The 25,646-nt window shown below is 69.4% G+C and carries 22 protein-coding genes; 12 read left to right on the top strand and 10 right to left on the bottom strand.

Translation table 11 applies throughout. The annotated features are described in order from the left end of the window. Window positions 1–28: 28 nt before the first annotated feature. Window positions 29–952, bottom strand: coding sequence for a choline ABC transporter substrate-binding protein (choX, locus tag EAT49_RS05010; RefSeq protein ID WP_123641192.1), 924 nt, complete (start codon window positions 950–952; stop codon window positions 29–31). 110 nt (window positions 953–1,062) lie between these two features. On the opposite strand from choX, the gene betI reads away from it, so the two are divergent. From betI to betA, 4 genes are read left to right on the top strand one after another with little or no spacing between them, the layout of a single operon-like run. Then, window positions 1,063–1,635, top strand: a complete 573-nt coding sequence (gene betI, locus EAT49_RS05005) for a choline-binding transcriptional repressor BetI (RefSeq protein WP_123641191.1) — start codon at window positions 1,063–1,065, stop codon at window positions 1,633–1,635. Next, window positions 1,632–3,140 carry a choline-sulfatase gene (gene betC / locus EAT49_RS05000; protein ID WP_123641190.1) on the top strand — a complete coding sequence of 503 codons (1,509 nt, stop codon included), beginning with the start codon at window positions 1,632–1,634 and terminating at the stop codon, window positions 3,138–3,140. The genes betI and betC overlap by 4 nt, the downstream gene beginning before the upstream one ends. A gap of 2 nt (window positions 3,141–3,142) precedes the next feature. Beyond that, on the top strand, window positions 3,143–4,600 hold the full coding sequence (betB, locus tag EAT49_RS04995) for a betaine-aldehyde dehydrogenase (RefSeq protein WP_123641189.1): 1,458 nt from the start codon (window positions 3,143–3,145) through the stop codon (window positions 4,598–4,600). Then, complete coding sequence (gene betA / locus EAT49_RS04990; protein WP_123641188.1) at window positions 4,600–6,258, top strand: choline dehydrogenase; 1,659 nt, start codon at window positions 4,600–4,602, stop codon at window positions 6,256–6,258. Before betB ends, betA begins: the two co-directional genes overlap by 1 nt. Here the strand turns inward: betA and EAT49_RS04985 are convergent. Beyond that, window positions 6,255–7,259, bottom strand: a complete 1,005-nt coding sequence (locus EAT49_RS04985) for a sugar-binding transcriptional regulator (protein WP_246003763.1) — start codon at window positions 7,257–7,259, stop codon at window positions 6,255–6,257. The genes betA and EAT49_RS04985 overlap by 4 nt on opposite strands. Window positions 7,260–7,297: 38 nt before the next feature. Between EAT49_RS04985 and EAT49_RS04980 the strand changes: the two genes are divergently transcribed. The 5 genes from EAT49_RS04980 (at window position 7,298) to EAT49_RS04960 (ending at window position 13,261) form a co-directional block, all read left to right on the top strand. Continuing rightward, window positions 7,298–8,323, top strand: a complete 1,026-nt coding sequence (locus EAT49_RS04980; protein ID WP_221181431.1) for a thiamine pyrophosphate-dependent dehydrogenase E1 component subunit alpha — start codon at window positions 7,298–7,300, stop codon at window positions 8,321–8,323. Between the two features lie 2 nt (window positions 8,324–8,325). Then, window positions 8,326–9,303 (top strand): alpha-ketoacid dehydrogenase subunit beta, encoded by a 978-nt coding sequence (locus tag EAT49_RS04975; RefSeq protein ID WP_123641187.1) that lies wholly within the window; start codon window positions 8,326–8,328, stop codon window positions 9,301–9,303. Beyond that, complete coding sequence (locus EAT49_RS04970) at window positions 9,300–10,589, top strand: alpha/beta fold hydrolase (protein ID WP_123641186.1); 1,290 nt, start codon at window positions 9,300–9,302, stop codon at window positions 10,587–10,589. The genes EAT49_RS04975 and EAT49_RS04970 overlap by 4 nt, the downstream gene beginning before the upstream one ends. Before the next feature lie 72 nt (window positions 10,590–10,661). Then, a complete protein-coding gene (locus EAT49_RS04965) occupies window positions 10,662–12,152 on the top strand; it encodes an FGGY-family carbohydrate kinase (RefSeq protein ID WP_123641185.1) in 1,491 nt (496 codons plus the stop codon). Between the two features lie 26 nt (window positions 12,153–12,178). Next, window positions 12,179–13,261: an aldo/keto reductase gene (locus tag EAT49_RS04960; RefSeq protein ID WP_123641184.1), complete on the top strand. Its 1,083-nt coding sequence runs from the start codon at window positions 12,179–12,181 to the stop codon at window positions 13,259–13,261. Window positions 13,262–13,409: 148 nt separating this feature from the next. Here the strand turns inward: EAT49_RS04960 and EAT49_RS04955 are convergent, their stop codons facing one another. The 6 genes from EAT49_RS04955 to EAT49_RS04930 all read right to left on the bottom strand — a co-directional run bounded on the left by EAT49_RS04955 (window position 13,410) and on the right by EAT49_RS04930 (window position 19,606). Further along, the gene (locus tag EAT49_RS04955) at window positions 13,410–14,024 is read right to left on the bottom strand and encodes a dihydroxyacetone kinase subunit L (RefSeq protein ID WP_123641183.1); all 615 of its coding nucleotides are present in this window, start codon (window positions 14,022–14,024) and stop codon (window positions 13,410–13,412) included. After that, complete coding sequence (locus tag EAT49_RS04950) at window positions 14,021–15,022, bottom strand: dihydroxyacetone kinase subunit DhaK (protein ID WP_123641182.1); 1,002 nt, start codon at window positions 15,020–15,022, stop codon at window positions 14,021–14,023. Before EAT49_RS04950 ends, EAT49_RS04955 begins: the two co-directional genes overlap by 4 nt. Window positions 15,023–15,037: 15 nt before the next feature. Then, window positions 15,038–16,057: an ABC transporter permease gene (locus EAT49_RS04945; RefSeq protein ID WP_123641181.1), complete on the bottom strand. Its 1,020-nt coding sequence runs from the start codon at window positions 16,055–16,057 to the stop codon at window positions 15,038–15,040. A 10-nt stretch (window positions 16,058–16,067) separates the two neighbouring features. After that, on the bottom strand, window positions 16,068–17,054 hold the full coding sequence (locus EAT49_RS04940) for an ABC transporter permease (RefSeq protein ID WP_123641180.1): 987 nt from the start codon (window positions 17,052–17,054) through the stop codon (window positions 16,068–16,070). Next, entirely contained in the window at window positions 17,051–18,547 is a 1,497-nt protein-coding gene (locus EAT49_RS04935) for a sugar ABC transporter ATP-binding protein (protein ID WP_123641179.1), read from the bottom strand. Before EAT49_RS04935 ends, EAT49_RS04940 begins: the two co-directional genes overlap by 4 nt. 78 nt (window positions 18,548–18,625) lie before the next feature. Next, window positions 18,626–19,606, bottom strand: a complete 981-nt coding sequence (locus EAT49_RS04930) for an autoinducer 2 ABC transporter substrate-binding protein (protein ID WP_123641178.1) — start codon at window positions 19,604–19,606, stop codon at window positions 18,626–18,628. Window positions 19,607–19,881: 275 nt separating this feature from the next. Between EAT49_RS04930 and EAT49_RS04925 the strand changes: the two genes are divergently transcribed. Both EAT49_RS04925 and EAT49_RS04920 read left to right on the top strand, forming a co-directional pair. Then, on the top strand, window positions 19,882–20,838 hold the full coding sequence (locus EAT49_RS04925) for a sugar-binding transcriptional regulator (protein ID WP_123641177.1): 957 nt from the start codon (window positions 19,882–19,884) through the stop codon (window positions 20,836–20,838). A 61-nt stretch (window positions 20,839–20,899) separates the two neighbouring features. Continuing rightward, window positions 20,900–21,712, top strand: coding sequence for a sugar phosphate isomerase/epimerase family protein (locus EAT49_RS04920; RefSeq protein ID WP_246003762.1), 813 nt, complete (start codon window positions 20,900–20,902; stop codon window positions 21,710–21,712). A gap of 4 nt (window positions 21,713–21,716) precedes the next feature. Here the strand turns inward: EAT49_RS04920 and EAT49_RS04915 are convergent, their stop codons facing one another. Beyond that, on the bottom strand, window positions 21,717–22,505 hold the full coding sequence (locus tag EAT49_RS04915) for an inositol monophosphatase family protein (RefSeq protein ID WP_123641175.1): 789 nt from the start codon (window positions 22,503–22,505) through the stop codon (window positions 21,717–21,719). Continuing rightward, entirely contained in the window at window positions 22,502–24,568 is a 2,067-nt protein-coding gene (locus EAT49_RS04910) for a bifunctional aldolase/short-chain dehydrogenase (protein WP_123641174.1), read from the bottom strand. Before EAT49_RS04910 ends, EAT49_RS04915 begins: the two co-directional genes overlap by 4 nt. A gap of 76 nt (window positions 24,569–24,644) precedes the next feature. On the opposite strand from EAT49_RS04910, the gene EAT49_RS04905 reads away from it, so the two are divergent. Continuing rightward, window positions 24,645–25,619 carry a sugar-binding transcriptional regulator gene (locus tag EAT49_RS04905; protein WP_123641173.1) on the top strand — a complete coding sequence of 325 codons (975 nt, stop codon included), beginning with the start codon at window positions 24,645–24,647 and terminating at the stop codon, window positions 25,617–25,619. Window positions 25,620–25,646 lie beyond the last annotated feature (27 nt).

The following is a 25,646-nucleotide window of genomic DNA, read 5'->3' as shown; positions in this document are numbered from 1 at the left end:
CGTCCCGCCCCGTCTCAGACCGCGCCGCTCACTCCGCGAGCATCGCCTCGACGGCCGCCGCCGCGTCGCCGCCGTCGGCGGTGGTCACGCCGTCGAGCCAGGCCATCACCGGCTCGGGGTTCGCCTGCATCCACGCCAGAGCGGCGTCGCGCGGGTCCTCGCCGTCGTCGAGGATCGCCGCCATGATCTCGTTCTCCATCTCCAGCGTGAACTCGAGATTTGCGAGGAAGGCGCCGAGGTTCGGGCAGGCCTCCGAAAAGCCGGCCGTGGTGTTCGTGTGCACCGTCGCGCCACCGAGGTCCGGGCCGAACCAGTCGTCCCCGCCGGTCAGGTAGGTCATGTCGAAATTGGCGTTCATCGGATGCGGCTCCCAGCCGAGGAAGACCACGGGCTCCCCGCGCTGATCTGCCCGCGCGACCTGCGCCAGCATCCCCTGTTCCGAGCTTTCCACCACGTCGAAGCCCGACAGGCCGAAGGCATCCGCCGCGATCATGTCGAGGATCAGCCGGTTGCCGTCATTGCCGGGCTCGATTCCGTAGATCTCGGCGTCAAGCGCCTCCGCATGCTCCGCGATATCGGCGAAATCGGCGATGCCGAGCTCCGCGCCAGCGGCATTGGTCGCGAGCGTGTACTTCGCGCCCTCGAGGTTGGTGCGCACGGTCTCGACGGTGCCGGCCTCGCGGTAGGGCGCGATATCGGCCTCCATGGTCGGCATCCAGTTGCCGAGGAACACGTCGATATCGCCCGCGGCGAGCGAGGTGTAGGTCACCGGCACCGACAGCAGCTTGGTGTCGGTCTCGTAGCCAAGGGCTTCGAGCACCAGCGTGGTCGCAGCGGTGGTCGCCGTGATGTCGGTCCAGCCGACATCCGAGAACACGACAGTCTCGCAATCGGCCTGGGCCATTCCGGCGGCGCAAAGGGCAAGCGCGGAGAGGGCGGTGGTGGTCTTCATGACGGTCTCCCTGTGGTTGTGTAATCCTGATTGTTGATTGACGAGTCAATCAAAGCGGGTCTAGTCAGCCTTGGCAACCGGTTTCCGGGCAAGGCCGAAAGGGGTGGCCCATGGGTGTCGAGAGCAAGCGCAAGGCGGAACTCATCGCCGCCGCGATCGCCGAGATCGGCGAGGCGGGCACGCTCGACGTGACGGTCGGTCGCATCGCGAAGCGGGCAGGGGTTTCTCCGGCGCTCGCCTTTCACTACTTCGGCGACAAGGATCGGCTGTTTCTCGCGGCGATGCGGCATATCCTCGCCGACTACGGGCGCGACGTCCGCAACGCCCTGCGCGCCGCGGATGGTCCCCGCGCACGACTCGACGCGCTGATCGGCGCCAGTTTCGGCCCGGCCAATTTCGAGCGCGGCGCCGCCGCGGCATGGCTCAACTTCTATGTCCTCGCCCAGCACGTGCCGGAGGCGCGGCGGCTGCTCACGGTCTATCAGCGCAGGCTGCACTCGAACCTCCTTCACGATCTGCGGCCGCTTGCCGGCGCGCGGTCGGACCCCATCGCACGCCGCATCGGCGCACTGATTGATGGCCTATATCTCAGATCGGTGCACGCTGTAACCGAAGTCTCGCGCGAAGAGGCCGCAGCCCTCGTGCGACAGACCCTCGACCAAAGCCTCGAGACCGCGAGATGACCTCTCCGAACATCCTGATCCTCATGGTTGATCAGCTCTCCGGAACGCTCTTTCCCGACGGGCCCGCGCCGTGGCTGCACGCGCCGAACCTCGCGCGACTCGCCGCCCGCTCGACCCGCTACGCGCATTGTTACACCGCCTCGCCGCTCTGCGCGCCGGCGCGGGCGAGCTTCATGTCGGGCCAGTTGCCCTCGGTCACCGGCGTCTACGACAACGCCGCAGAATTCCCCTCGGACCTGCCAACCTACGCCCACCACCTGCGCCGCGCGGGTTACTACACCTGCCTTTCGGGCAAGATGCATTTCGTCGGCCCCGATCAGCTCCACGGGTTCGAGGAGCGGCTGACCACCGACATCTATCCGGCCGACTTCGGCTGGACGCCCGACTACCGAAAGCCCGGCGAGCGCATCGACTGGTGGTATCACAACCTCGGGAGCGTCACCGGCGCGGGCGTGGCCGAGATCACCAACCAGATGGAATACGACGACGAGGTCGCCCATCACGCCACCGCCAAGCTATACGATCTGGCGCGCGGCCATGATCCGCGCCCGTGGTGCCTGACGGTCAGCTTCACCCATCCCCACGATCCCTACGTCGCCCGCCGCCGGTTCTGGGACCTCTACGAGGATTGTGCCCATCTCGACCCGCGCGTCTCCGCCATGCCCTACGAGGCGCACGATCCCCATTCCCGCCGCCTCTTCGACGCCAACGACTGGCGCAGCTACGACATCACGGCGGAAGAGGTCCGCCGCTCCCGCCGCGCCTATTTCGCGAACATCTCCTATCTCGACGAGAAGATCGGCGAGATCCTGGGCGTGCTCGAGGCCACCCGGCAGGAGGCCATCGTCGTCTTCCTGTCCGATCACGGCGACATGCTGGGCGAGAGGGGCCTGTGGTTCAAGATGAGCTTCCTTGAAGGGTCGGCCCGGGTGCCCCTGATGATCTCCGCCCCCGGAATGCCAGCCGGTCGCGTGGACACCACGGTCTCCACCATCGACCTCTGCCCGACGCTCTGCCTCCTGGCGGGGGTGGACTGGCCCGAGATGGGTCCCTGGACCGCAGGAGAAGACATCTCCGGTCTCAGCCACGGCCAGCACCGGGAAACGCCCGTGGCGATGGAATACGCTGCCGAAGGCTCGGTCGCACCGATGGTCGCTCTGGTGCAGGGCAACTGGAAGTACATCCGCTGCGCAGAGGATCCCGAACAGTTCTTCGATCTCTACGCAGACCCCGAGGAGCTGCACAACCTCGCCGACGATCCCGCCGCGCAGCCCCTGTTGGACGTGTTCCGCCGCAACGCCGATGCCCGCTGGGACCTTGACCGCTTTGACGCCGAGGTCCGCAAGAGCCAGGCCCGCCGCCTCGTCGTCTACGAGGCGCTTCGGAACGGCGCCTACTACCCCTGGGACCACCAGCCCCTGCAACGCGCCTCCGACCGGTTCATGCGCAATCACATGGACCTCAACGTCGTCGAGGAGAACCAGCGCTTCCCGAGAGGCGAATGACCATGACGCACCCCATCCAGCCCCCCGCAAGCCATTTCGTCGACGGCGACTGGCTCGAGGATACCGCCGGAGACCCGCTCCCGGTCATCGACCCGGCGACAGGCGCCGAGATCGCCCGCCTGCACCTCGCCACCCCCGCCGTGGTGGACAAGGCCCTCGCCGCCGCCGCCCGCGCGCAAAGGGACTGGTCCGCCCTCCCGGGCCGCGAGAGAGGCCGCGTCCTGACCCGCGCCGCTGCCTTGATGCGCGAGCGCAACCGCGCCCTGTCGGAACTCGAGACGCGCGACACCGGCAAGCCCCTTCAGGAAACCCTCGTCGCCGATGCCGCCAGCGGCGCCGACGCGCTCGAATACTTCGGCGGCATGGCGGGCACCCTGACCGGAGAGCATATCCCCCTCGGCGAGAACTGGGCCTACACGATCCGCGAGCCTTTGGGCGTCTGCGTCGGCATCGGCGCGTGGAACTACCCGATCCAGATCGCCTCGTGGAAGGCCGCGCCGGCGCTGGCATGCGGCAACTCCATGGTCTTCAAGCCCTCCGAGACGACGCCGCTCTCGGCCCTCCAGCTTGCCGCGATCCTGGCCGAGGCCGGCGCGCCCCCGGGGCTCTTCAACGTCATCCAGGGGGCGGGCGAGGTCGGCGCACGGCTCATCACCGATCACCGCGTCGCCAAGGTCTCCCTCACCGGCTCGGTGCCCACCGGCCGCACGGTCGCCGCGACCGCCGCCGAGGGCATGAAGCACGTCACCATGGAACTCGGCGGCAAGAGCCCGCTCCTAATCTTCGAGGATGCGGACCTCGAGGATGCCGTGGGCGGGGCCATCCTCGGCAATTTCTACTCCTCGGGCCAGATCTGCACCAACGGCACCCGCGTCTTCGTCCAGCGGCCCCTTCTGGAGCCGTTTCTGACCCGCCTGACCGAGCGCCTTGCCCGTGCCGTCATCGGCGATCCCATGGACGAGGCGACCAACTTCGGCCCCATGGCCAGCGAGGCCCAGCTCAGGATCGTGGAGGGCTACATCGCGAAGGGTCTCGAAGAGGGCGCGCGCCTCGTCATTGGGGGGCGGCGCCTCGGTCGGCCCGGCTTTTTCCTCGAGCCCACCGTCTTCGCCGATGTCACCGACGACATGACCATCGCGCGGGAAGAGATCTTCGGCCCCGTCATGGCCGTCCTCGCCTTCGACACCGAGGAGGAGGCGCTCTCCCGCGCCAACGCTACGCCCTTCGGCCTCGCGGCCGGGGTCTTCACCCGCGACATCGCCCGCGCGCACCGCGTCGCGGCCCGGCTCGAGGCCGGCAGCTGCTACGTCAATTCCTACAACGACGCCCCCGTCGAGGCGCCCTTCGGCGGCGCGAAACTCTCCGGCGTGGGCCGCGAGAACGGCCGCGCGGCGATCGAACACTACAGCCAGCTCAAGACCGTCTACGTCCGCATGGGGCCTGTCGAGGCTCCCTTCTGATGCAGGCCGATTACGTCATCGTCGGCGCGGGCAGCGCGGGTTGCGCCATGGCCGGCCGCCTTTCCGAGGCAGGCAGGAGCGTGCTCGTGATCGAGCACGGCGGCAGCGATCGCGGCCCGCTGATCCGGATGCCCGGAGCACTTAGCTACCCGATGAACATGCGCCGCTACGACTGGGGCTATCGCACCGAACCCGAGCCCCATCTCGGCGGCCGCACCCTCGCCGCGCCACGGGGCAAGGTGATCGGCGGGTCCTCCTCGATCAACGGGATGATCTACGTCCGCGGCCACCCCCGCGACTTCGACCACTGGCGTGACGCGGGCGCGGACGGCTGGGGCTTTGCTGACGTCCTCCCCTACTTCAAGCGGCAGGAGGACTGGCACGACGGCGGCCATGGCGGCGACCCCGCATGGCGCGGGCAGGGCGGCCCGGTCCATGTCACCCGCGGTCGCCGCGACAACCCGCTCGTGCGCGCCTTCGTCGAAGCAGGGCGAGAGGCGGGCTTTCCCGTGACCCCCGACTACAACGGCGCGCAGCAGGAGGGGTTCGGTCCCTTCGAGATGACCGTCTGGAAGGGCGAGCGCTGGTCAGCCGCCCGCGCCTATCTGGAGCCCGCCCTTCGCCGGCCCAACTGCACCCTCGTTCATGCCTTCGCGCGCCGTGTGGTCGTTGAGGAGGGCAGGGCAGTCGGCGTCGAGGTCGAGCGCGGCGGCCGCACCGAGGTGATCCGCGCCGAAGCCGAGGTTATCCTCGCCGCCTCCGCCTTCAACTCCCCGAAACTCCTGATGCTCTCGGGCATCGGCCCCGCCGCCCATCTCGCCGACCATGGCATTCCCCTCGTGGCCGACCGGCCCGGCGTGGGCCGAAACCTCCAGGATCATCTGGAGCTCTACGTCCAGGCCGCGGCATCCCAGCCTGTCAGCCTCTACCGTTACTGGAACCTCCTCGGAAAGGCCTTCGTCGGCGCGCACTGGCTCTTCGCCCGCGGCGGCCCGGGGGCCTCGAACCAGTTCGAAAGCACTGCCTTCCTCCGCTCCTCGCCCGAGGCGGAATATCCTGACATCCAGTACCACTTCCTGCCCATCGCCGTGCGCTACGACGGCACCGTCGGCCTCGCCGGTCACGGCTTTCAGGCCCATGTCGGCCCGATGCGCAGCCCCTCGCGCGGCAGCGTCACGCTCCGGTCCGCCGATCCGCATGACGCGCCCCGCATCCTCTTCAACTACATGAGCCACGAGCAGGACTGGCAGGATTTCCGGACCTGCATCCGCCTCACGCGCGAGATCTTCGCCCAGCCCGCCTTCGCGCCCTTCTACAGCCGCGAGATCGTGCCCGGCCCCGACGCGCAAAGCGACGACGAGATCGACGCCTGCATCCGCGAGCATGTCGAAAGCGCCTATCACCCCTGCGGCACGGCCCGCATGGGCCGCCGCGACGATCCCATGGCGGTGGTCGATCCGGAATGCCGCGTCATCGGGGTGGAAAACCTACGGCTGGCCGACAGCTCGATCTTCCCGCGCATCCCGAACGGCAACCTCAACGCGCCCTCGATCATGGTGGGAGAGAAGGCCTCCGACCACATCCTCGGCCGCGCGCCCCTGCCGCCCGAGAACACCGCGCCGGTCACGCCCTCGCCCAGCCGCACCGCCCTCGGCTAAAGCCCCTCGGCAAGGGCCACGGCGCTGTCCCCGTCGATCACCAGCCCCCGGATCGCCCCGCTTCGGAGCAGCGCCCGCGTCGCCTCCAGCTTCGCCCGCCCGCCCGAGAGCAGGACCGTCTCCGTCGCCCTCAGCCCGTCGAGGCCCACGGCGATGCAGCGCCGTGCCAGCGGGTGATCCACGGGCCGCCCCTCGGCGTCGAAAAAGACGCCGTTGGTATCCCCCACCGCGCCCGCCGCACGCAGCTCCGCCATTTCTTCGGCACCGATCATCCCCTGCCGCCGCAGGAGCGAGGCATCCGTGAGCTCGCCCACGCTGATCAGCGCCAGCTCCGCCCGCCGCGCCAGCGAGAGCGGCTCGCTGACCGCGCGCTGGGCCAGGAGCATGTCGCGATCCGCCTCGCTGTCGACGATGAAGGGCACCGGCAGGAAATAGCCCTCGCCCCCCGTGGCCTGCGCCAGCGTCTGCACCACGTCGAACGGGTTGAACGCCGAATTGGCGGTCAGGGACCCCATCAGGCTGATGAACTTCGCCCCCGGCGCCGCCACGCCGGTCATCTGCCGCCCGAGCTGCGCCAGCGTACGCCCCCAGCCCGTGCCCACCACCGTGTCGGGCCGCGCCTGAAGCCGGTCCCGCAGGAATCGCGCGCCCGCGATCCCCACCATCCTCAGCGCGGTCTCCGCCGCCGCCTCGCCGGGCTCCAGCCCCAGCACCGGCGTGGCGACGCAGGTCTGCAGCCCGAACGCCGCCCGGATCGCCTCCTCGACCTTCAGTAGCCCCAGGTCCCTTTCGTTGATCGAGATGGACACGATCCCGAGGTCCCGCGCCTGCGCCAGAAGCCGGTTCACCCGCGCCCGCGTCAGCCCCAGCCGCCGCGAGACCGCCTCCTGGTTCAGGCCCGCGACGTGATAGAGCCACGCCGCCCGGGTCATCAGCTCGATCTCCGTCAGCTCGCGCATCGGCTCCCCATGACACTTGTAACGCCAGATGACAGATGTCATTCATGGCCCGTCAAGGCAACGACCGAACCGAGGCCCCCATGACTGCAGCCGCGTCCTCCAACACCGGGCTCGAGGCGCTCTACCGCCAGATGCGCCGCATCCGCACCTTCGAGGAACGCGTGGGCGAGCTTTTCGTCCGGGGCGAAAGCGCGGGGTCGATGCTGCACCTCTCCATCGGCGAGGAGAGCCCCGCCGTGGGCGTCTGCACCGCCATGAAGGACGGCGACACCTTCACCACGCACCACCGAGGCCACGGCATCTTCCTTGCTCGCGGCGCGGACCCGAACCGGATGATGGCCGAGATCGCGGGCAAGGAGACCGGCTATTGCCGCGGCAAGGGCGGCTCCATGCATATCGCCGACATGGGCCTCGGGCATCTCGGGGCCAACGCCATCGTCGGCGGCGGCGTGCCCGCCGTGGTCGGCGCGGCGCTGGTGGCCAAACGCCGGAACAGCGGCGCGGTCTCCGTGGCCTTCTTCGGCGACGGCGCGATGCAGCAGGGCGTGATCTACGAGAGCATGAACATGGCCGCGCTCTGGGGGCTTCCGGCCGTCTTCGTCTGCATCAACAACCAGTGGGGCATGGGCACCCGCATCGACCAGGCGACCCGCGCGACGGCGCTGCACGAGCGCGCGAAGGCCTTCGGCCTCGCTGCCGAGACGGTGGACGGCCGCGACGTGCGCGAGGTGCATGCCGCCGCCGCGCGCATCCTCGACGGCGCGCGCGCGGGCAGTCCCGGCTTTCTCGCCGTCGACTGCTACCGCTTCTTCGGCCACGCCCGGAAGGACAAGAGCCCCTACCGCACCCCCGAGGAGGAGGACGAGGGCCGCGCCCGCGATCCCATCGCCTTCGCCCGCGCGGCGCTGATCGAGGGCGGCATGGCGGAGGGGGCAATCGGCGCCATCGACGACGAGGTCGCCCGCGAGATGGACGCCTCCATCGACTTCGCCATCGCCTCTGCGGCGCCCGCCATGGATACCATGTTCCGCGATGTCTACGCCCCCGGCGAGCCCGAGCCAGAACCGCTCCGCACCCGTATCGACCGCATCCTCGCGAGGGACTGACCATGACGGAAACCCTCACCTACCGCGACGCGATCCGCCGCGCCCTCGCCGACGCCATGCGCGCGGACCCCGACGTCTTCGTCATCGGCGAGGAGGTGGGCCGCTACGGCGGCGCCTATGCCGTGACCACGGGCCTGCTCGAGGAGTTCGGCCCAGAGCGCATGATCGACACGCCCATTTCCGAGCAGGGCATCGTCGGCACCGCCGTGGGCGCGGCCATGGCCGGGATGCGCCCGGTGGCCGAGCTGATGTATGTCGATTTCATCGGCGTCTCCATGGACCAGCTCTGCAACCAGGCAGCCAAGATCCGCTACATGTTCGGCGGCCAGATCGGCGTGCCGATGGTGCTCAGGACCCAGGGCGGCACCGGCCGGTCGGCGGGCGCGCAGCATTCCCAGAGCCTCGAGGCCTACGTGATGCACATGCCCGGCCTGCGGCTCGCCATGCCCGCCACGGTGGCCGACGCCTATCACCTCCTGCGCCAGTCCCTGCGCCAGCCCGACCCGGTCGTGTTCATCGAGCACAAGTCGCTTTATGCCCATGCCGAGGAGGTCGATCTCTCCGCGCCCGTGCCCGACTGGGGCCGCGCCGCGATCCGCAGGCAGGGCCGGGACCTCGTGATCGTCACCTACTCGCGGCAGGTGCTCTACGCGCTCGAGGCCGCCGAGACCCTCGCCGCCGAGGGCATCGAGGCTACGGTGATCGACCTGCGCACGCTCAACCCGCTCGATTTCGCCACCATCGGCGCAGAGGTCGAACGGACGGGCCGCGCCATGGTCGTCTCCGAGGGGCCGCTGACGGCAGGCGTGGCCGCCGAACTTGCCGCGCGCATCTCCGAGGAATGCTTCGACTACCTCGAGAATCCGGTGCTCCGTATCGCCGGGGAAGACGTCCCGATCTCGGTCTCGACCGCGCTCGAGACCGCCTCCGTGCCCGGCCCCGAGCTGATCGCGGACGCCGCGCGCCGGCTCGTGGCATGAGCGGCGTGCTGACCCTCCCCCGCCTCGGCGAGACCATGGAGGAAGGCCGAGTCGTGGCCTGGCTCGTGGCGCCCGGGGAGGCGTTCCGGCGCGGCGACGCGCTCCTCGAGGTCGAGACCGACAAGACCGTGGTGGAGGTGCCCGCCCTCGCCGATGGCGAGCTTGGCGAGATCCTCGTGCCCGAAGGCGAGACCGTCCGCGTGGGCGATCCCATCGCCCGCCTCGCGGGCACTGCCTCCGAAGCCGAGGCCGAGGCCGAGGTCAAGGTCGAGGCCGAAACCGAGGCCGCCCCGCCGCCGGAGCCGGCAGCGACCGCCCCCGCAGCGCCTGCCGATCCGCCGAAACCTGCGACACCCGCGCCTCCGGACTCCGCCGCCGGCGCCCGCCCTCGCGCGACTCCCGTCGCCCGGCGGCTGGCCCGCAAGGCGGGCATCGACCTTGCCACCGTCACCGGCACCGGACGCCGCGGCCGCATCGAGAGCGCCGACATTGCCGCCCTTTCTCCCACAGCCGCCTCTTTCGACGCCGCGCCGCAGATCGCCCACGGCCTCGCCTGGCGCCTGTCCGGTCCGGAGGCAGGCCCGCCCGTCGTCCTGATCCACGGCTTTGCTGCCGATCACACCGTCTGGGCCTCCCTCGCCGCCGGCCTCGCCCGGTCGGGCCGCCATGTCCTCACTCTCGACCTGCCGGGCCACGGCGCCAGCCGGACGGAGGCAGGGGACGCCGCCGCCCTTTCGACGGGCCTGTCCGCGCTCGTCAAGGACACCCTCGGCCAGAGCGCCCATATCTTCGCCCATTCCCTCGGCGCCGTGCCTGCCACGGACCTCGCCGAGGCGGGCCACGCCCGCAGCCTCACGCTGATCGCGCCCGCGGGCCTCGGTCACCGCATCGACCGCGGCTTCGTCCTCGGCCTTGCCGCCGCCCGATCGCCCGGCGAGATCGCGCATCTGCTCGAGCGGATGACCGATGGCCCCCTGCCGCTCTCCGCGCAGGCGCTCGAGGGCATCGCCGCCACGCTGGCCCGGGGGCGCCTCGGCACGCTCGCCCGCTCCGTCCTCGGAGAGACCGGCCAGGCCGTCACCCTGCGCCCGCGCCTTGCGCGCCTTGCCGACACGCTCCCCGTGCGCATCCTCGCGCCACACCGCGACCGGATCCTCGACTGGCAGGACGCCCTCACCCTCTCGCCCCGCATCGCGGTCCATCACCTGGCGCGCGCGGGCCATGCCGCCTGGTGGGACGCCCCGCAGGAGGTGCTGGCGATCCTTGCCGCGGCGACGGCGGACTGAACGGGGCTGGCGCTCCGCGCCCCGGGCTGGCTTCATCGGACCGGGAGAAGACCGGAAGAGGGGGAGGACCGAATGGCCTATATTCTGACAGCGGACGGCGGCACCGAAAGCCTGCGCGCCCGCATCTACGATGTCGCCGGCACATGTCTTGCCAGCCATGCCGTGCCCTACGACACCACGTTCGCCGCCGGCGCCCGCGCCGAACAGAACCCCGCCGACTGGTGGGCCAATTTCGTCACCGCAAGTCGCGCCGCCATCGCCGAGGCGGGGATCGACCCGGGATCCATCGAGGCCATCGCCTATGCCACCACCTCCTGCTCGGTCGTGGCGCTCGACGAGACCGGCGACGCCTTGCGCCCCGCGCTCATCTGGATGGACGTGCGCGCGAGCGCGGAGGCCGACGCGGTGCTCGCCACCGGCGACGAGGCGCTCTCGCTCAACGGGGCGGGGCAGGGGCCGGTCTCGGCGGAATGGATGATCCCCAAGGCGCTCTGGCTGAAACGCAACGAGCCGGAGGTCTTCGACCGCGCGCACCGCATCTGCGAGTACCAGGATTTCCTGACCTACAAGCTGACCGGCGAGTGGGCGGCGAGCCTCGATAACGTGGGCCTGCGCTGGCACTACCGCAACGACCGCGGCGGCTGGCCCGAAAGCCTGCTGCGCAAGCTGGGGCTGGAGGCGCTGCTCGAGAAATGGCCGCCGCGCGTCGTGGCGCCGGGCGAGGTCGTCGGCACGCTGACCGCCGCCGCCGCCGAGGCGCTGGGCCTGCCCCGGTCTGTCAAGGTCGTTCAGGGCGGCGCCGACGCGCTGATTGGCATGATCGGCCTCGGCGTGGCGAAACCGGGCCAGCTCGCCCTGATCACCGGCTCCTCGCACCTGCAGTTCGGCGTCACCGAAGAGCCGCTCTCGGCGTCCGGCGTCTGGGGCGCCTATGCCGACATCGTCTACCCCGGCCGCTACATCGTCGAGGGCGGGCAGACCTCCACCGGCTCCATCATCAACTGGCTCGGCCGGCTGACCGGCGGGCACGATTTCGAGGCGCTCAACGCCGCAGCCGCCGCCCTGCCGCCGGGCTCCGAGGGGCTGATCGTGCAGGACCATTTCCAGGGCAACCGCACGCCCTACACCGATCCCCTGTCGCGCGGGGCGATCCTCGGCCTGACGCTCGCGCACGAGAAGCACCACCTCTTCCGCGCGATCATGGAGGGCATCTCCTTCGGCACGAAGGCGATCCTCGAGGCTTTCGCCCGCGCAGGCTATTCCGCGACCGAGATCACCGCCGGCGGCGGCGCCTCCGCCTCGGACCTCTGGATGCAGATCCATGCCGACACGGCGGGCCTGCCGATCCGCATCCCGGCTTCCGCCGACGCGCCCTCCACCGGCTCCGCGATCCTGGCGGCCCATGGCGCCGGGCATTACGCCAGCATCGACGAGGGCATCGCCGGCATGGTCCGCCCCGGCCGCGTGATCGAGCCGATCCCCGCGAACGTCGCGGCCTATGACGAGCTATTCAGAAAGTATCTCGCGCTCTACCCGGCGGCCCGGGACGTGCTCGGCCGCTGATCCTCCGAAGACGAAAGGACCACATCATGGAATACCGCACGCTCGGACGCTCGGGCCTCAAGGTCTCGGCGATCACCATGGGCACCTTCACCTTCGGCGGCGAAGGCCCATTCGGCATGGTCGGCCGGCAAGGCGTGAAGGAGGCGCAGCGCCTCGTCGATCTCTGCATCGACCACGGCGTGAACCTCTTCGACTGCGCCAACATGTATTCCACCGGCACCGCCGAAGAGATCCTGGGCGAAGTGCTCGAAGGCCGCTACGACGACATCCTCGTCACCTCCAAGGCCCGCATGCGGATCGGCGACGGACCGAACGACGAGGGCGTCTCCCGCTGGCACCTGATCCGCGAATGCGAGCGCACCCTGAAGAAGCTGCGCACCGACCATATCGACATCTACTACATGCACGAATGGGACGGCACGACACCGGTCGAGGAAAAGATGGCCGCGCTCGAAACCCTGATCCAGCAGGGCAAGGTGCGCTACATCGGCTGCTCGAACTACTCGGGCTGGCAGGTGTCGAAATCGCTCGCCGCCGCCGACGCCGCGCGCACCAGTCGCTTCGTCACCCAGCAGATCCACTACACGCTCGAGGCCCGCGAGGCGGAATACGAACTGCTGCCGCTTTCCGTCGACCAGGGCCTCGGGGTCCTCGTCTGGTCGCCGCTGGCGGCCGGGCTGCTGACGGGCAAGCACCGGCGGGGACAGCCCGCCCCCGAGGGCTCCCGCCAGGCCAACGGCTGGACCGAACCCCCGATCCGCGACATGGAGCGCCTCTGGCGGATCGTGGACGCGCTGGTGGAGATCGGCGACGCCCGGGGCGTGTCCGCCGCGCAGATCGCCCTCGCCTGGCTTCTGAGCCGCCCCGCGGTGTCCTCGCTCGTGGTGGGCGGTCGCACAGAGGAGCAGTTCAGGGACAATTTCACCGCCGTCGACATCCGCCTGACGGACGAGGAATTGCAGAAACTCAACGACGTCAGCCGCCTTCCTCTGATCTACCCCTACTGGCACCAGCACAATTTCACGCTGGCCCGCATGTCCGAGGCCGACATGGCGCTCCACGCCGACTACCCGCACCGGATGTATGGCGGCGAGGACCCGCTGGTCTGACCAGAGGCGGGCAGGGCAGGTGGGTTGAAACCCCACCCGACGCTCGACCCGTTGCTGGACCGGTAGGTTGGAAACCCACCCTACGCCCGGTCCGTAGGGCGGGTTTCCAACCCACCTGCCCGCCGCACCAAGCTCCCCGCCGACCCCCTCACCCCTCGCGATCGGCGAGCGCCTTCACGATCCGCTCCATGGCCAGCATCCCGGGATCATCCAACCCCACGCTCTTCTCTCCGAAGATGCGCGCCCGGCCCACGGTCGCCTTGCGGTCCCGGAACGCCTCCAGCGCCTCGGTAACGGCCCGGGCTGCGGCATCGGCGACCTCGGCGGGATCGCTCAGCGCCGCCGTCGCCCCGGCCACCGCATCGAGGGAATCGAGCACCGTCTTGCCGCCCAGTTCCGCCTTGCCGCGCGCCTGCATCTGGTCACGGGCGAGCGCCACCAGTTCCGGCACCCGGTCGGCCCCGACCTCGGTCTCGCCCTTCACCTGCTTGGCTATGGCCATGATCCCGGTGGCGAGCAATGTCCCGTAGGACGACCCGGAAGACTTGGTGAACGCCTGCGCGCAGGCCAGAAGCGCCTGCCCGAGATCCTCCGGCAAGTCCTCCGCCTTCTCGGAGATCGCCCGCATCCCCCGGGTCATGGTCACGCCGAGATCGCCGTCCCCCAGCGCCCCGTCGGCCTTGTTCAAGAGCTCGAAATCCCGTTCCATCGCCAGCGCCAGCCGCCCGATGGCCGCGCGAACGGCCACGATGTCGATGGTCATCCGACCCTCCAGAAGGCGCAGTCGCAGGGCGCGGTCAGAAGCTTTTCAAGCTCGTCGTCGAGCTTCATCATGGTGAACGACACGCCCGCCATCTCCATCGAGGTCGCGTAGCGCCCCACAAGCGGCATCACGATCGTCGCCCCCGCGCCCTCGAGCCGCGCCTTGACGACGTTGTAGAGGATATAGAGCTCCTCCGGCGGCGTGGCCCCCAGCGAGTTGACCATGATCGAAACCCGGTCGCCCTGGCCCACGGGCATGTCATCGAAGAGCCGGTCCATCATCTCGCCCGCGATCTCGTCCGCAGTCCTGAGCTTGCCGCGCCAGACGCCGGGCTCGCCGTGGATGCCCATGCCCATCTCGATCTCGTCGTCGGCGATCTCGAAGGTGGGCTTGCCCGCCTGCGGCACCGTGCAGGGCGACAGCGCCACGCCGATGGAGCGGCAGGCGTCGGCGGCCTTCTGCGCGGCGGCGGTCACGCCTTCGAGGTCGCGGCCTTCCTCTGCGGCCGCGCCGGCGATCTTGTAGGCATAGACCATGCCCGCCACACCCCGGCGCTTTTCCTTCTCCTCGGGCGCGGCGGAGGCCACGTCGTCGGTCAGCAGCACCGTCGTGCAGGTGATGTCGTCGAACTCCACCAGATCGCCCGCCATGTCGAAATTCATGACATCGCCGCCGTAATTCCCGTAAAGCCGCAGCACGCCCGCCCCGCTGTCGGCGGCGCGGATCGCGTCGGCCATCTGCTCGGCCGAGGGCGAGGCGAAGACGTCGCCGATCGCGCAGGCGTCGAGCAGCCCCTCGCCCACGTAGCCCGTGAACACCGGCAGGTGCCCCGACCCGCCCCCCGTCACGATGCCGACCTTGCCTTCCTTGCCGGCCTTGGCGCGGGCCACGACCCGGCCGCTGTCACCATGCAGGCGGTAGTACTCCGGATGCGCCGCCGTCAGGCCCGCCAGCATCTCGTCCACATAGGCTTCGGGCGCGTTCAGGATCTTCTTCATGGATTATCCTCCCTCTCAGCCGGCCTTCGCCGGCGCGCGGCGGGGTCTGAGCCCCGCCCAGTTCGTGACGTTGATGACCATGACCAGAAGCAGCAGCCCGCCCCAGATCAGCTCCCGCGCGAAGTTCGACACCTGCAGCATGTTCAGCCCCGAGGACAGGAACTGCATCGACAGCACCGCCAGCACGACGCCGATGACCCGGCCATAGCCGCCGTAGGGATTCACGCCCCCCAGCACCGCGATCAGCACCGCGAGCAGCAGGTAGGACGAGCCGTAATCCGCCTTGGCCGAGTTGGCGCGCGACATGATGACGAGGCCCGCGACCGACGAGAACATGCCCGCGATCACGTAGACCTTGAGCAGGATGCGATCCACGTCGATGGCGGCAAAGAGCGCGGCGAGCGGGTTCGCCCCGTACATCGTGACCCGCAGGCCGAAGCCGGTGCGCGTCAGCAGCACATGCAGCCCGAAGGCGAGGAGCGCAAAGAGGATCAGCGGCACCGGCACGTGGAAGATCGTCGAATTGCCGATCACCGCCACCACCGCCGGAAAGCCCATGACCGCGCTGCCCCCGGTCATCGCCACGGCCAGTCCGGTGAACACAAGGCCCGAGCCCAGCGTGGCGAGGATCGGCGGCAGGCCGAAACGCGACACGAGAATGCCGTTCAGGAATCCCGCGACCGCCCCCACCGTCAACGCCGCCACGATGGCGATCATCAGCCACATGATCGCGGCACCGCCGACCATGCCCGCGCCCGCGAAGGCCGTCAGAATCGTCGCCGCGATCACCGCCGACAGGTTCGCGACGCCCACGACGCTCAGGTCGATCCCCCCCGTCATCATCGTGATCGTCATGGCCAGCGCCAGGATCGCGAATTCCGGAAACTGGAACGCCATCGAGGTCAGGTTCTGCGGTGACAGGAACCGGTCGGGCGACAGCGCCGCCATCAGCACGAAAACGGCCACCGCGATGATCGCCAGCCGGAATTCCGGCGTCTCGGTCAGCTTCGCTTCGGTACGGGGTCCGCCGCTCATCGCTCTCTCCTCACCCGGCGCGCGCCGCGGCGCGCTTGGCCTGATAGGCCGGCAGACCCGTGCCCAGCAGGATCAGCGCGCCGATGGTCACCGACTGCCACGTCGATGGAATCCCGATCACGATCAGGCTGTTCTGCACCAGCACGATCAGCGCCACACCCAGCAGCGTTCCGGTGATCGTCCCGTAACCTCCGATCAGCCGCGCGCCGCCCAGAACCACCGCCGCGATCACCGACAGCTCCAGCCCGACAAGGCTGAACGGGTCGGCCATCCGGTTCATCGACCCGTGCAGGATGCCCGCGAGCCCCGCCAGCGCGCCCACGTAGACGTAGACGAAGAACTGCGTCTGCCGGACGTTGATCCCGATCCGCCGCGCGCTTTCCACCGACCCGCCGATGGCGAAGATCGAGCGGCCCAGCATGGTCTTGTGCAGGATGAAGGCGGTAAGCCCGACGACGACAACCAGCGCGGCCAGGGACCACGGCAGGTTGTAGAAATCGCCTCCCTCCGTCGTGCCGCGCGCGATCACCATGCGCGAGAACTCCCGCATGTCGGGCGGCAGGGCGGAAATCCGGTCCGACCCCACGAAGGTCAGCAGAAAGCCCCGGAACACCGACAGCGTGCCCAGCGTCACGATCAGCGTGGGGAGCCCGAAACCCGCGATGAAGAGCCCGTTGATCGCCCCCAGCCCGGCGCCCAGCAGCACCGAAAGCGTGAAGATCAGGTACCAGGGCATCTCGGGCCAGAAGGCCAGCGAGAACTTCGTTGTCATGTACATCGCCGACACCGCCACGGCGGTGAAGCTCACGTCGATCCCGCCCGAGATCAGCACCAGCATCGCCCCGATGGCGAAGATGCCCAGCACGATGGAGGCGCGCAGCAGGTCGCTCAGCGTCGTGACCGTCAGGAAGTTCGGGTCCGACACTGCCGCGAGGATGCAGAAGAGCACGATGACGACCGCAACGAGCGTTTCGTTTCTGGTAAGAAGGGACGTCATGAGGCCAGCTTGTGCGAAAGGTCGTCTTCGGTGATCGAGCCGCCCTCGATCTCGTCCACCATCTCGCCGCCGCGCATCACGAGGATGCGGTGACAGGTGGCCAGAAGCTCGGGCAGGTCGTCGGAAATCACGATCACGCCGAGGCCCTGCGCCCCCAGATCGCGGATGATGTCGTGGATCTCCGCCTTCGATCCCACGTCGACACCCACCGAAGGCCCGTTCAGGATCAGGAGCTTCGGCGCGCGCGACAGCCACCGCGCCAGCGCCACCCGCTGCTGGTTCCCACCCGACAGCGAGGTGACAGGTGCAGCGATGGACGGCGTCTTGACCTTCAGCCGCGCCAGCCAGTCCGCTGCCTCGCCCACAAGGCCCGTCATGTCGAGAAAGCCGCGCCGCTCATGGCTGTCGAGCCGGCCCACCGCGACGTTGCGCAGGATCGACTGCGTCAGGAACAGCCCCTCCGTCAGCCGGTCCTCCGGCACATAACCGATCCTCGCATGCGCTGCGGCCACGGGATCGCCCAGCGGCACGTCCGCTCCGTCGAGCGTGATCCGCCCTGATGCGGGCGCCACCAGTCCGAAGAGCGCCTTGGCCAGGGAGGTCCGCCCGCTCCCCAGCAGCCCGGTGATTCCCAGCACTTCGCCGCGCCGCATCTCGAAGCTCACGTTGCGGAACGCCCCCGGCTTGTCGAGCTTCTCCACGGTCAGGAGCGTCTCCCCCGCCCCGTTGAACGGCCCCGGCGACGCCTCGGCCACCTCGCGGCCCGTCATGTGGCGCGTCAGGGAACTCGCGTTGAACTCCGTCGCCGGGCCCTCGGCCACCTTGCGGCCGTTCCGAAGCACCACGACTTTTTCGCTGACCTCCAGCACCTCGGCCAGCTTGTGGCTGACGAAGACGACCGCCACGCCCTCGTCCTTCAACAGCCGGATGATCCCCAGAAGCCGCCGCACCTCGCGCTCGGTCAGGGCCGTCGTGGGCTCGTCCATGATGATCAGCCGCGCCTCGCAGGCAAGAGCCCGGCAGATCGCCACCAGCTGCTTGTGCGCAACCGGCAGCTGCTCCAGCCGCGCGTCGAGCGGGATGTCCACCCCGATCCGGTCGAGCACCTTGCGCGCCGTTTCCCGTGCCGCGCGCCGGTTGAAGAACCGCCGGTGCTCGGCCAGCTCGCTTGCGAAGGCGATGTTCTCCGCCACGCTCAGGTTCGGAAACAGCGAAAAGTCCTGAAAGATGACCATGACCCCGGCAGAGGCGGCCCGGCGCGGGTTGAGGCCTCTCATCTGCTCCCCGCCGATGCGTATGGCGCCCTCGCTGGGCTGCTCCACCCCCGACAGGATCTTGATCAACGTCGATTTTCCGGACCCGTTCTCTCCGGCAAGACAGACCGCCTCGCCGGGCCGGACGGCGAAATCCACCCGGTCCAGCGCCGTGACGCCGGCATAACGCTTGGTGACGCCTGTCATCTCGACGAGGACGGCGGAGTCTGGCGAGCCCATGACGATCCGGATTCCAGGAATGTCCCGCGATCGGGGAAGGCGAAGCGGCAGCCGGTGCCACCGCTCCGCATTCCACGATCAGAAGGGGTAGTCGGCCATGTTGTCGGCGTTCACGTTCACCCAGGCCTGGCCGTAGATGACCTTGCCGTCGAGCGTGACGTTCTCGTAGCCCTCAAGCCCGAGGTCCATCCCGTCGGTGACTTCCTCGCCGTTCATCACCATCTGCGCGACCTTGTTCATCGCGTAGCCCGCGACGGAGGGGTCCCAGAAGCCGATGCCGTCGACCGCGCCGGTCTCGAGGTACTGGCCCGCGATCGAGGGCAGGGAGGTGCCGAAGACGCAGGTTGCATCCTCCATCCCGCGCTCTTCCACGGCGAGGCCGATGCCCGCCACGTCGGTGGAGGCGGACCCCTGCATGCCCCTCACGTTCGGGAAGGCCCGCATGACTTCCTGCGCCGCCTCGTAGGCCTGCTGCGCGTCGTCGAACGTCTCGTTCTTGTCGCCGACGAGGGTCATGTTCGGGTAGTTCGCCTCTTGATGAGCGATGGCGCCGTCGACCCACTGGTTGTGCGTCTGGCTGGTCAGCGAGCCGACGAAGACAGCGTATTCGCCCTCGCCACCCATGCACTGGGCCATCTGCTCCATCAGGTTCGCGCCGAAGTCCTCGTTCACGAAGGCCTCGATGTCGTACATGGTGTTCTGCTGGCTGGCGGCCTCGTGGGTGATGACCACGATGCCCTGCTCCATCGCGCGGCCCAGCACGGGCTCCAGCGCCTCGGGCGACATCGGCACGACGGCGAGCGCATCGACGCCCTGCGCGATCATGTCCTCGATCAGCGCGGCCTGCTGCTGCGGATCGGCCTGGGCGGGGCCCACCTGGAAGGCGTTCGCGCCGGTGTCGGCGGCATACTGGTTCACGCCCTCTTCCATGCGGTTGAACCACTGGATGCCGGCGATCTTGACCACGGTGGCGATGGTCGGCGCGTCCTGGGCGGCCGCGAAGTGCGGCGCGCCGATGGTCGCCGCCGCCATGGCGAGAATCGAAACGGATGTCTTCATTGTCTTTCTCCCAATTGCCCCGTCCTCGCGGGGGATCTCCGGCAGGGGTCGGTCGCGCCCTGCCACGCCTTGCCGCCGTCCTCCGCGCCGGGCGCGCCGGATGGTGCGCCCGACCCTCCTCTGGAAGCCGGTTCCGGACCTCGTCCGCACAGAGATGCCATGCCACCCAACACTTGTGCAGCGACTGCACCTATGTGACGATAACTGTATGACCTCAGGGGCAACGGTCAAGCGGTTTTCCGCGGGACCTGCGGGCGAGAGAGGAGGCCGGCCGCATGTTGACGGGCAAGCGCCAGGACGACGAGATCGTGCAGGCGGCATGGCTCTATTACGTGGGCAACCTCAGCCAGCAGCAGGTCAGCGACCGGCTCGGCATCTCCCGTTTCAAGGTCAACCGGATGCTCGCCGACGCCCGCGAGCAGGGCCTCGTGCGGATCTCGCTCGAACACCGCACCTCCGAAACGCTGCTTCTCGCCGACCGCCTCGCCGAGGCCTTCGGACTCGCCGAGGTTCAGGTCGCTCCGGTGCCCGCGCCCACGGCCGACCACGATTACGAACGCACCGCCGTGGGCATCCTCGCCGCCACCTACCTCGCCCGGATCGGATCTGGCGACAAGCCGCGGGTGATCGGCGTCGGCTGGGGCCGCACGCTCTCGGCCATGGCCGACAATCTCTCGGGTCTCGTGAACCGCAACCTCACCTTCGTGTCGCTCATGGGCTCGGTCACCCATGCCTCGCGGACCGCGCCGGGCGACGTGTGCATCCGCCTCGCCTCCCAGACCGGCGGCCGCGCCATGCTCCTGCCCGCGCCCTTCGTCGCCGACAGCGAGGAAGCCTGCGTCACGATCCTCGAGCAGCGCCTCGTGCGCGAGACGCTCACCGTCGCCCGTAACGCCTCCCACGCGCTGATGAGCGTGGGCGAATGCCGGGACGGCGCCATCCTCTTCGAGGCGGGCCTCTTCAGCCCCGCCCAGATCGCCGAGCTGCGCCGCAACAGTGTCGTGGGCGATTGCTGCGGCGTCTTCTTCACCGCCGACGGCGCCGTCGCGGACATCCCGCTGAACCGCTGCACGCCCTGCGTGAAGCCCTCCGAGATGGGCGAGATGGACGTCCTGATCACCGCCGCCGGCGCCACCAAGGCCGCGGCCACCCTTGCCGTGCTGCGCGCGGGCTTCGTCAATCGCCTCCTGATCGACGAGACCCTCGCCCGCGCGATCCTCGAAGAGATGTAAGCCACCGGAACGAAAGGGCAGGGTGATGAAGGGCTTCGGCGTTCATACCAGCATGTGGACCATGAGCTGGGACCGCGAGGGATGCGAGAGGGCCGTGGCCAGGGCCGCCTCCTACGGCATGGACTTCCTCGAGATCGCGCTTCTCGATCCGCCCTCGGTCGATGCCGACCACAGCCGCCGCACGCTCGAGGCCGCGGGCATGCGCTCCGTCTGCTCGCTCGGCCTGCCCGAGGCGGTCTGGGCCTCCCGCAATCCCGAGGGCGCGGTGGATTTCCTGAAAACCGCCCTCGACAAGGCCGCCGCCATCGGCGCCGAGGCCCTGTCGGGCGTAATCTACGGGGGCATCGGCGAACGGTCGGGCCTTCCGCCCACGCAAGGGGAACTCGACAACGTCGCCCGCGCCCTGACCGAGGCCGCCGCCCATGCGAAATCCCTTGGCCTTCTCCTCGGGATCGAGCCGGTGAACCGCTACGAGACTCACCTTCTCAACACCGGCGCGCAGGCCGTGGAGATGATCGAGCGGATCGGGTCCGATACGCTTTTCGTCCACCTCGACACCTACCACATGAACATCGAGGAAAAGGGCATCGCCCAGGGCATCCTCGATGCCCGCGAGCACCTGCGCTACATCCACCTGTCGGAGTCCGACCGCGGCACGCCAGGATGGGGGACCGTCGGGTGGGACGAGATCTTCGCCACGCTGAAGGCCATCGGCTTCGACGGCGGCCTCGCCATGGAAAGCTTCATCGACATGCCGCCGCAGCTCGCCTACGGCCTCTCCGTCTGGCGCCCGGTGGCCGAAAGCGAGGCCGAGGTCATGGAGAACGGCCTGCCGTTCCTGCGTGGAAAAGCCCGTCAGTACGGGCTGATCTGACCTTTCAGCCGTAGACCTTCGCGGCGATCCGGGCGAGCGCGTCATGCACGCCCGGCCCGCCCGCGACCACCTTGGTGCCCGTGTCGAGCGACCCGGGAGGATAGCCCTGGTGCCGCCCCCCCGCCTCTTCGAGCATCAGCAGCGCCGCGAAGCAGTCCCACGAATTCATCCGGTCCTCGACCCCGCCCAGCAGCCGCCCCGCCGCCACATAGGCGAGCCCCAGCGCGCCCGAGGCGGCTCGGAAGAACAGGCTCCGCGCGCCCAGGATCTCCGCGATCAGCGTCGCCGCGACCTTCGGATCGGACTTGCCCGAAACGCCCGCGAAGATCGACCCTTCGCTCAGCGAGGTCGCGGCATTCACCTTCAAGGGCTTCTCGCCCACGTAGGCCCCGCCGCCCTTCGAGGCGCGGAACAGCTCCCCGGTGCAGGGATCGAAGATCACCCCTACCACCGGCACGCCGTCCTTGCAGCAGGCGATCACTGTGCACCAATGGGGAATTCCGGACACGAAATTCGCCGTCCCGTCGATCGGGTCGATCACCCAGTCGAACCCGCTCGTGCCATGCACCCGCGCATGCTCTTCGCCCACGATCCCGTCCTCGGGCCAGCGCCGCGCCAGCGCCGCGCGCACCAGCGTCTCCGTCGCCCGGTCCGCCTCGGTCACCATGTCCTGGTGCCCCTTGCGCTCCACAGTCAGCGTCTCCAGCTTCAGGAACTGCGCATGGGCATAGGCGCCCGCCTCCCGCGCCAGCGCCACGGTGAAGTCGAGCCGTTCCCGGTAATCGTCGTTCATCTCAGCGATGCCTCGATATTGCCGCCATCCACGGTCATCACGTGCGCCGTGGTCCGCTCCGCCTTCGCCAGGGCGACGAAAGCCCCGGCCACATGCCGCGCCTCGACCTCCGCGCGCAAGAGGTTACCCGCCATGTAGCTTTCGGGTGTGACACCCCGTGCCGCGGCGCGGCTGCCGATGAACTCGTCCGTCAGAAGCCCCGAGCGGATGCGGTCCGCGTTCACCCCGTTCACCCGCACGCCCTCTTCGCCAAGCTCCAGCGCCAGTTGCTTCACCAGAAAGAAGGTCGCCGATTTCGGCAGGCCATAGGCACCGAAGCCCCGCCCGGGGTTCACCGCCTGTTTCGACACGTTGAAGAGCATCTGCCCCGCCGTGCCCTGCACCGCCATCACCCGCGCCGCCGCCCGAGCCATGGCGAGATGGGCGAAGAAATTGACCTCGAACGAGGCCCTGATCTCCGTCTCCGGCATCGTCAGGATGTTGCCCTGCGGCGCGAAGCCCGCGTTCGACACGAGGATATCGAGCCCCCCGAACCGCCGCACGACAGCGCCCACGGCCTCCGCCGCCGCGCCCTCTTCGGCCAGATCGCAGGTCACCGGAAAGGCGCACTTGATCCCTTTCGCCGCCTCGGCACAGGCAGCGGCATCCCGGTCGATCAGCGCCACGGCGGCGCCCTCGGCGGCGAAGGCCGCCGCGATGGCCCGGCCCAAAGCACCCGCGCCTCCCGTGACCACCACGACCTGCCCGGTAAAAGGCGCGTCCTTGCCCTTGGCGAGCTTGGCCTGCTCCAGCGACCAGTATTCCATGTCGAAGATGTCCTCGGTCCCGATGGGCCGGAACCCGCCCGCGGCCTCGCCGAGGCGCATCACCTCCGCCGTCTGCTCGCCGATATCCGCCGCCGCCGCCGCCGCCGAGGCGGTCTTGCCGAGGCCGACCAGCCCCACGCCCTCGATCCACGCAAGGCAGGGATGCGGCTCGAGAGGCCGCTTGATCCCGCCCACCCGGGCGTTCTGACCCTCGAAATAGCCGCGATAGGCCTCCGCGAAGGCCGCGACCTTCGCCGTCAGTCTCTCCGGCCCGCCCAGTTCCTCCCGGCGCAGCACCAGCGCCCGACCCTTGGTGCGGATCACATGGTCCGGCGAGCCGGGTCCCCTCAACGCCAGCGCGTCGAGATCGGCGGTCGCGAGGAACGACGCCACCTCCTCCCCCGCCCGCAGGTCCGTCACCACGGGCCGCGCCGCGCCACCGTGATGGTCCCCGCGCACCCGCGCCACCGCGCCGCGCAGTACCGGCAGGACCTGTTCCGCCAGCGCCCCGTCCAGCGGCTCCCTGACCCGCGCCACGGTCGTCGCCCGGTTCGGCCGCTTCGCCCGGTCCGCAAGGAACGCCTCGACGAGGTCCGTATGCGCAATCACCCGGTCGTAGCTCTCCTTCGCCGTCTGCCCCCAGGTGAAATGGCCATGGTTCAGCAGAACCATGCCCTCGCAGTCCCGACGCGCCTCGAAAGCATCCGCCGCCGCCTTCGCAAGCGCGAAACCCGGCATGCTGTAGGGCACCACTGCCATCCGCCCCTCGAAGAGCTCGCCAATGATCGCCTCCGCCTCGGGCAGGTTCGCCAGGACGAGAAACGCCGTGGCATGGGTGTGATCCACATAGCGATGGGGCAGGTAGGCGTGCAGCAGCGTCTCCACCGAGGGGTTGGGCGCGGTCGTATCGATCAGGTTCGCGCGCTGGACGTTCACCATGTCCTCGTCCGAAAGCCGCTCCAGCGCCCTCAGCCCCGTGAGCGCGTCCATCCGCACCCCGGGCAGGCCAGGCGCCTCCAGCGTGTCGAGGTCCCAGCCGGAGCCCTTGACGTGCAGGATGTCCCGCATCTCTCCGTAGAGGTCGGGCCGGCGCACCTTGACCGAAGTATTGCCGCCGCCATGCATGACGAGATCCGGGTCCGACCCGATCAGCCGCGAGGAATAGACCCGGAGTCCCAGCAGCCGGTCGGCCTCGTCCTCGCCCGCCGCCGCCTCGAAGGCCCGCGCCTCCGCCTCGTCCCACCGGTTCTGCCGCACCTCGCAAGCCCTCTCTGCCGTTTGACAAAAGTCACGGCAACTTGTCAGATGTAGATATCTGGCTCAAGGGGGGATGATGCCGACACCCGCGTCCCGACGCTCGTCACGGCAGGTCACCGGCGACGATATCGTCGTCGAGACGGCGTGGCTCTACTACGAGGAGGGCCTGAACCAGACCGAGATCGCCGGCGTTCTCGATGTCTCGCGCGCCACGGTGGTGAACTACCTCCAGGAGGCGCGGGAGAGGGGCTACGTCCAGGTCCGCCTCGCACCCGCGGCCTTCACCGGCCACCGCCTGGCCATGGCCCTGCGCGAGACCTTCGGGCTGGCCGCCGCCTACGTTCTCCCCGACATGGACGGCGCCGCGCCGGATACGGCGGCGCGCGTGGTGCGGGGGGCGGCGGACTGGCTGCCCTCGCTTCTGTCTCCCGGCGACCGGCTTGGCGTGGCCTGGGGCAAGACGATCTACGATCTGGCCGAGGCGCTGGAGCCGCGCCCGATCGAGGACCTGACCGTCCTGCAGCTCGTCGGCTCCATGGCCACGCCCTACGGGTTCTCCGCCGATGTCTGTTCCTCCAACGTGGCGCGCAAGTTCTCGGCGCGCTGTGTGAACCTCCATGTCCCCGCGATCCTGTCCGAGGCGCGAATCGCCCGCACCCTGCGCGAGGAGGCGCTGATCGCGGCGCAGCTCGAGGCGATGAACGGGTTCACCAAGACTCTCTTCGCGGTGGGCTCCTGCACCGAGGACAGCCATGTCGTCTCCTCGGGCGTGGCGACGCGGCAGGAGCTCGCGTGGTACCTGGGGCAGGGGGCGGTCGGCGTGCTCTGCGGGCGCTTCATCGACCGGGCCGGGACGCCGATCCGCGGGCCTCTCGACGAGCGGATGATGGGCGTGGACCTCGACCGCCTGCGCGAGCGGCAGGCCGGCATCATGGTCTCCACCGGCGCCGACCGGGTCTCGGCGGCGCTGGCCGCGATCCGGGGCGGCTATGTCACCCACCTCGTGACCGGCCAGGCCGATGCAGAGGCGATGCTGGCCTCCGCGACCTGAGAGCGTTACACGATGAAACGCGTTGCA

The sequence above is a fragment of the Histidinibacterium lentulum genome (assembly GCF_003789055.1).
Taxonomy (GTDB): Bacteria; Pseudomonadota; Alphaproteobacteria; order Rhodobacterales; family Rhodobacteraceae; genus Oceanicola; species Oceanicola lentulus.
The sequence above is the reverse complement of the archived record's forward strand: the minus strand, read 5'-3'. Positions and strand labels throughout refer to the sequence as shown.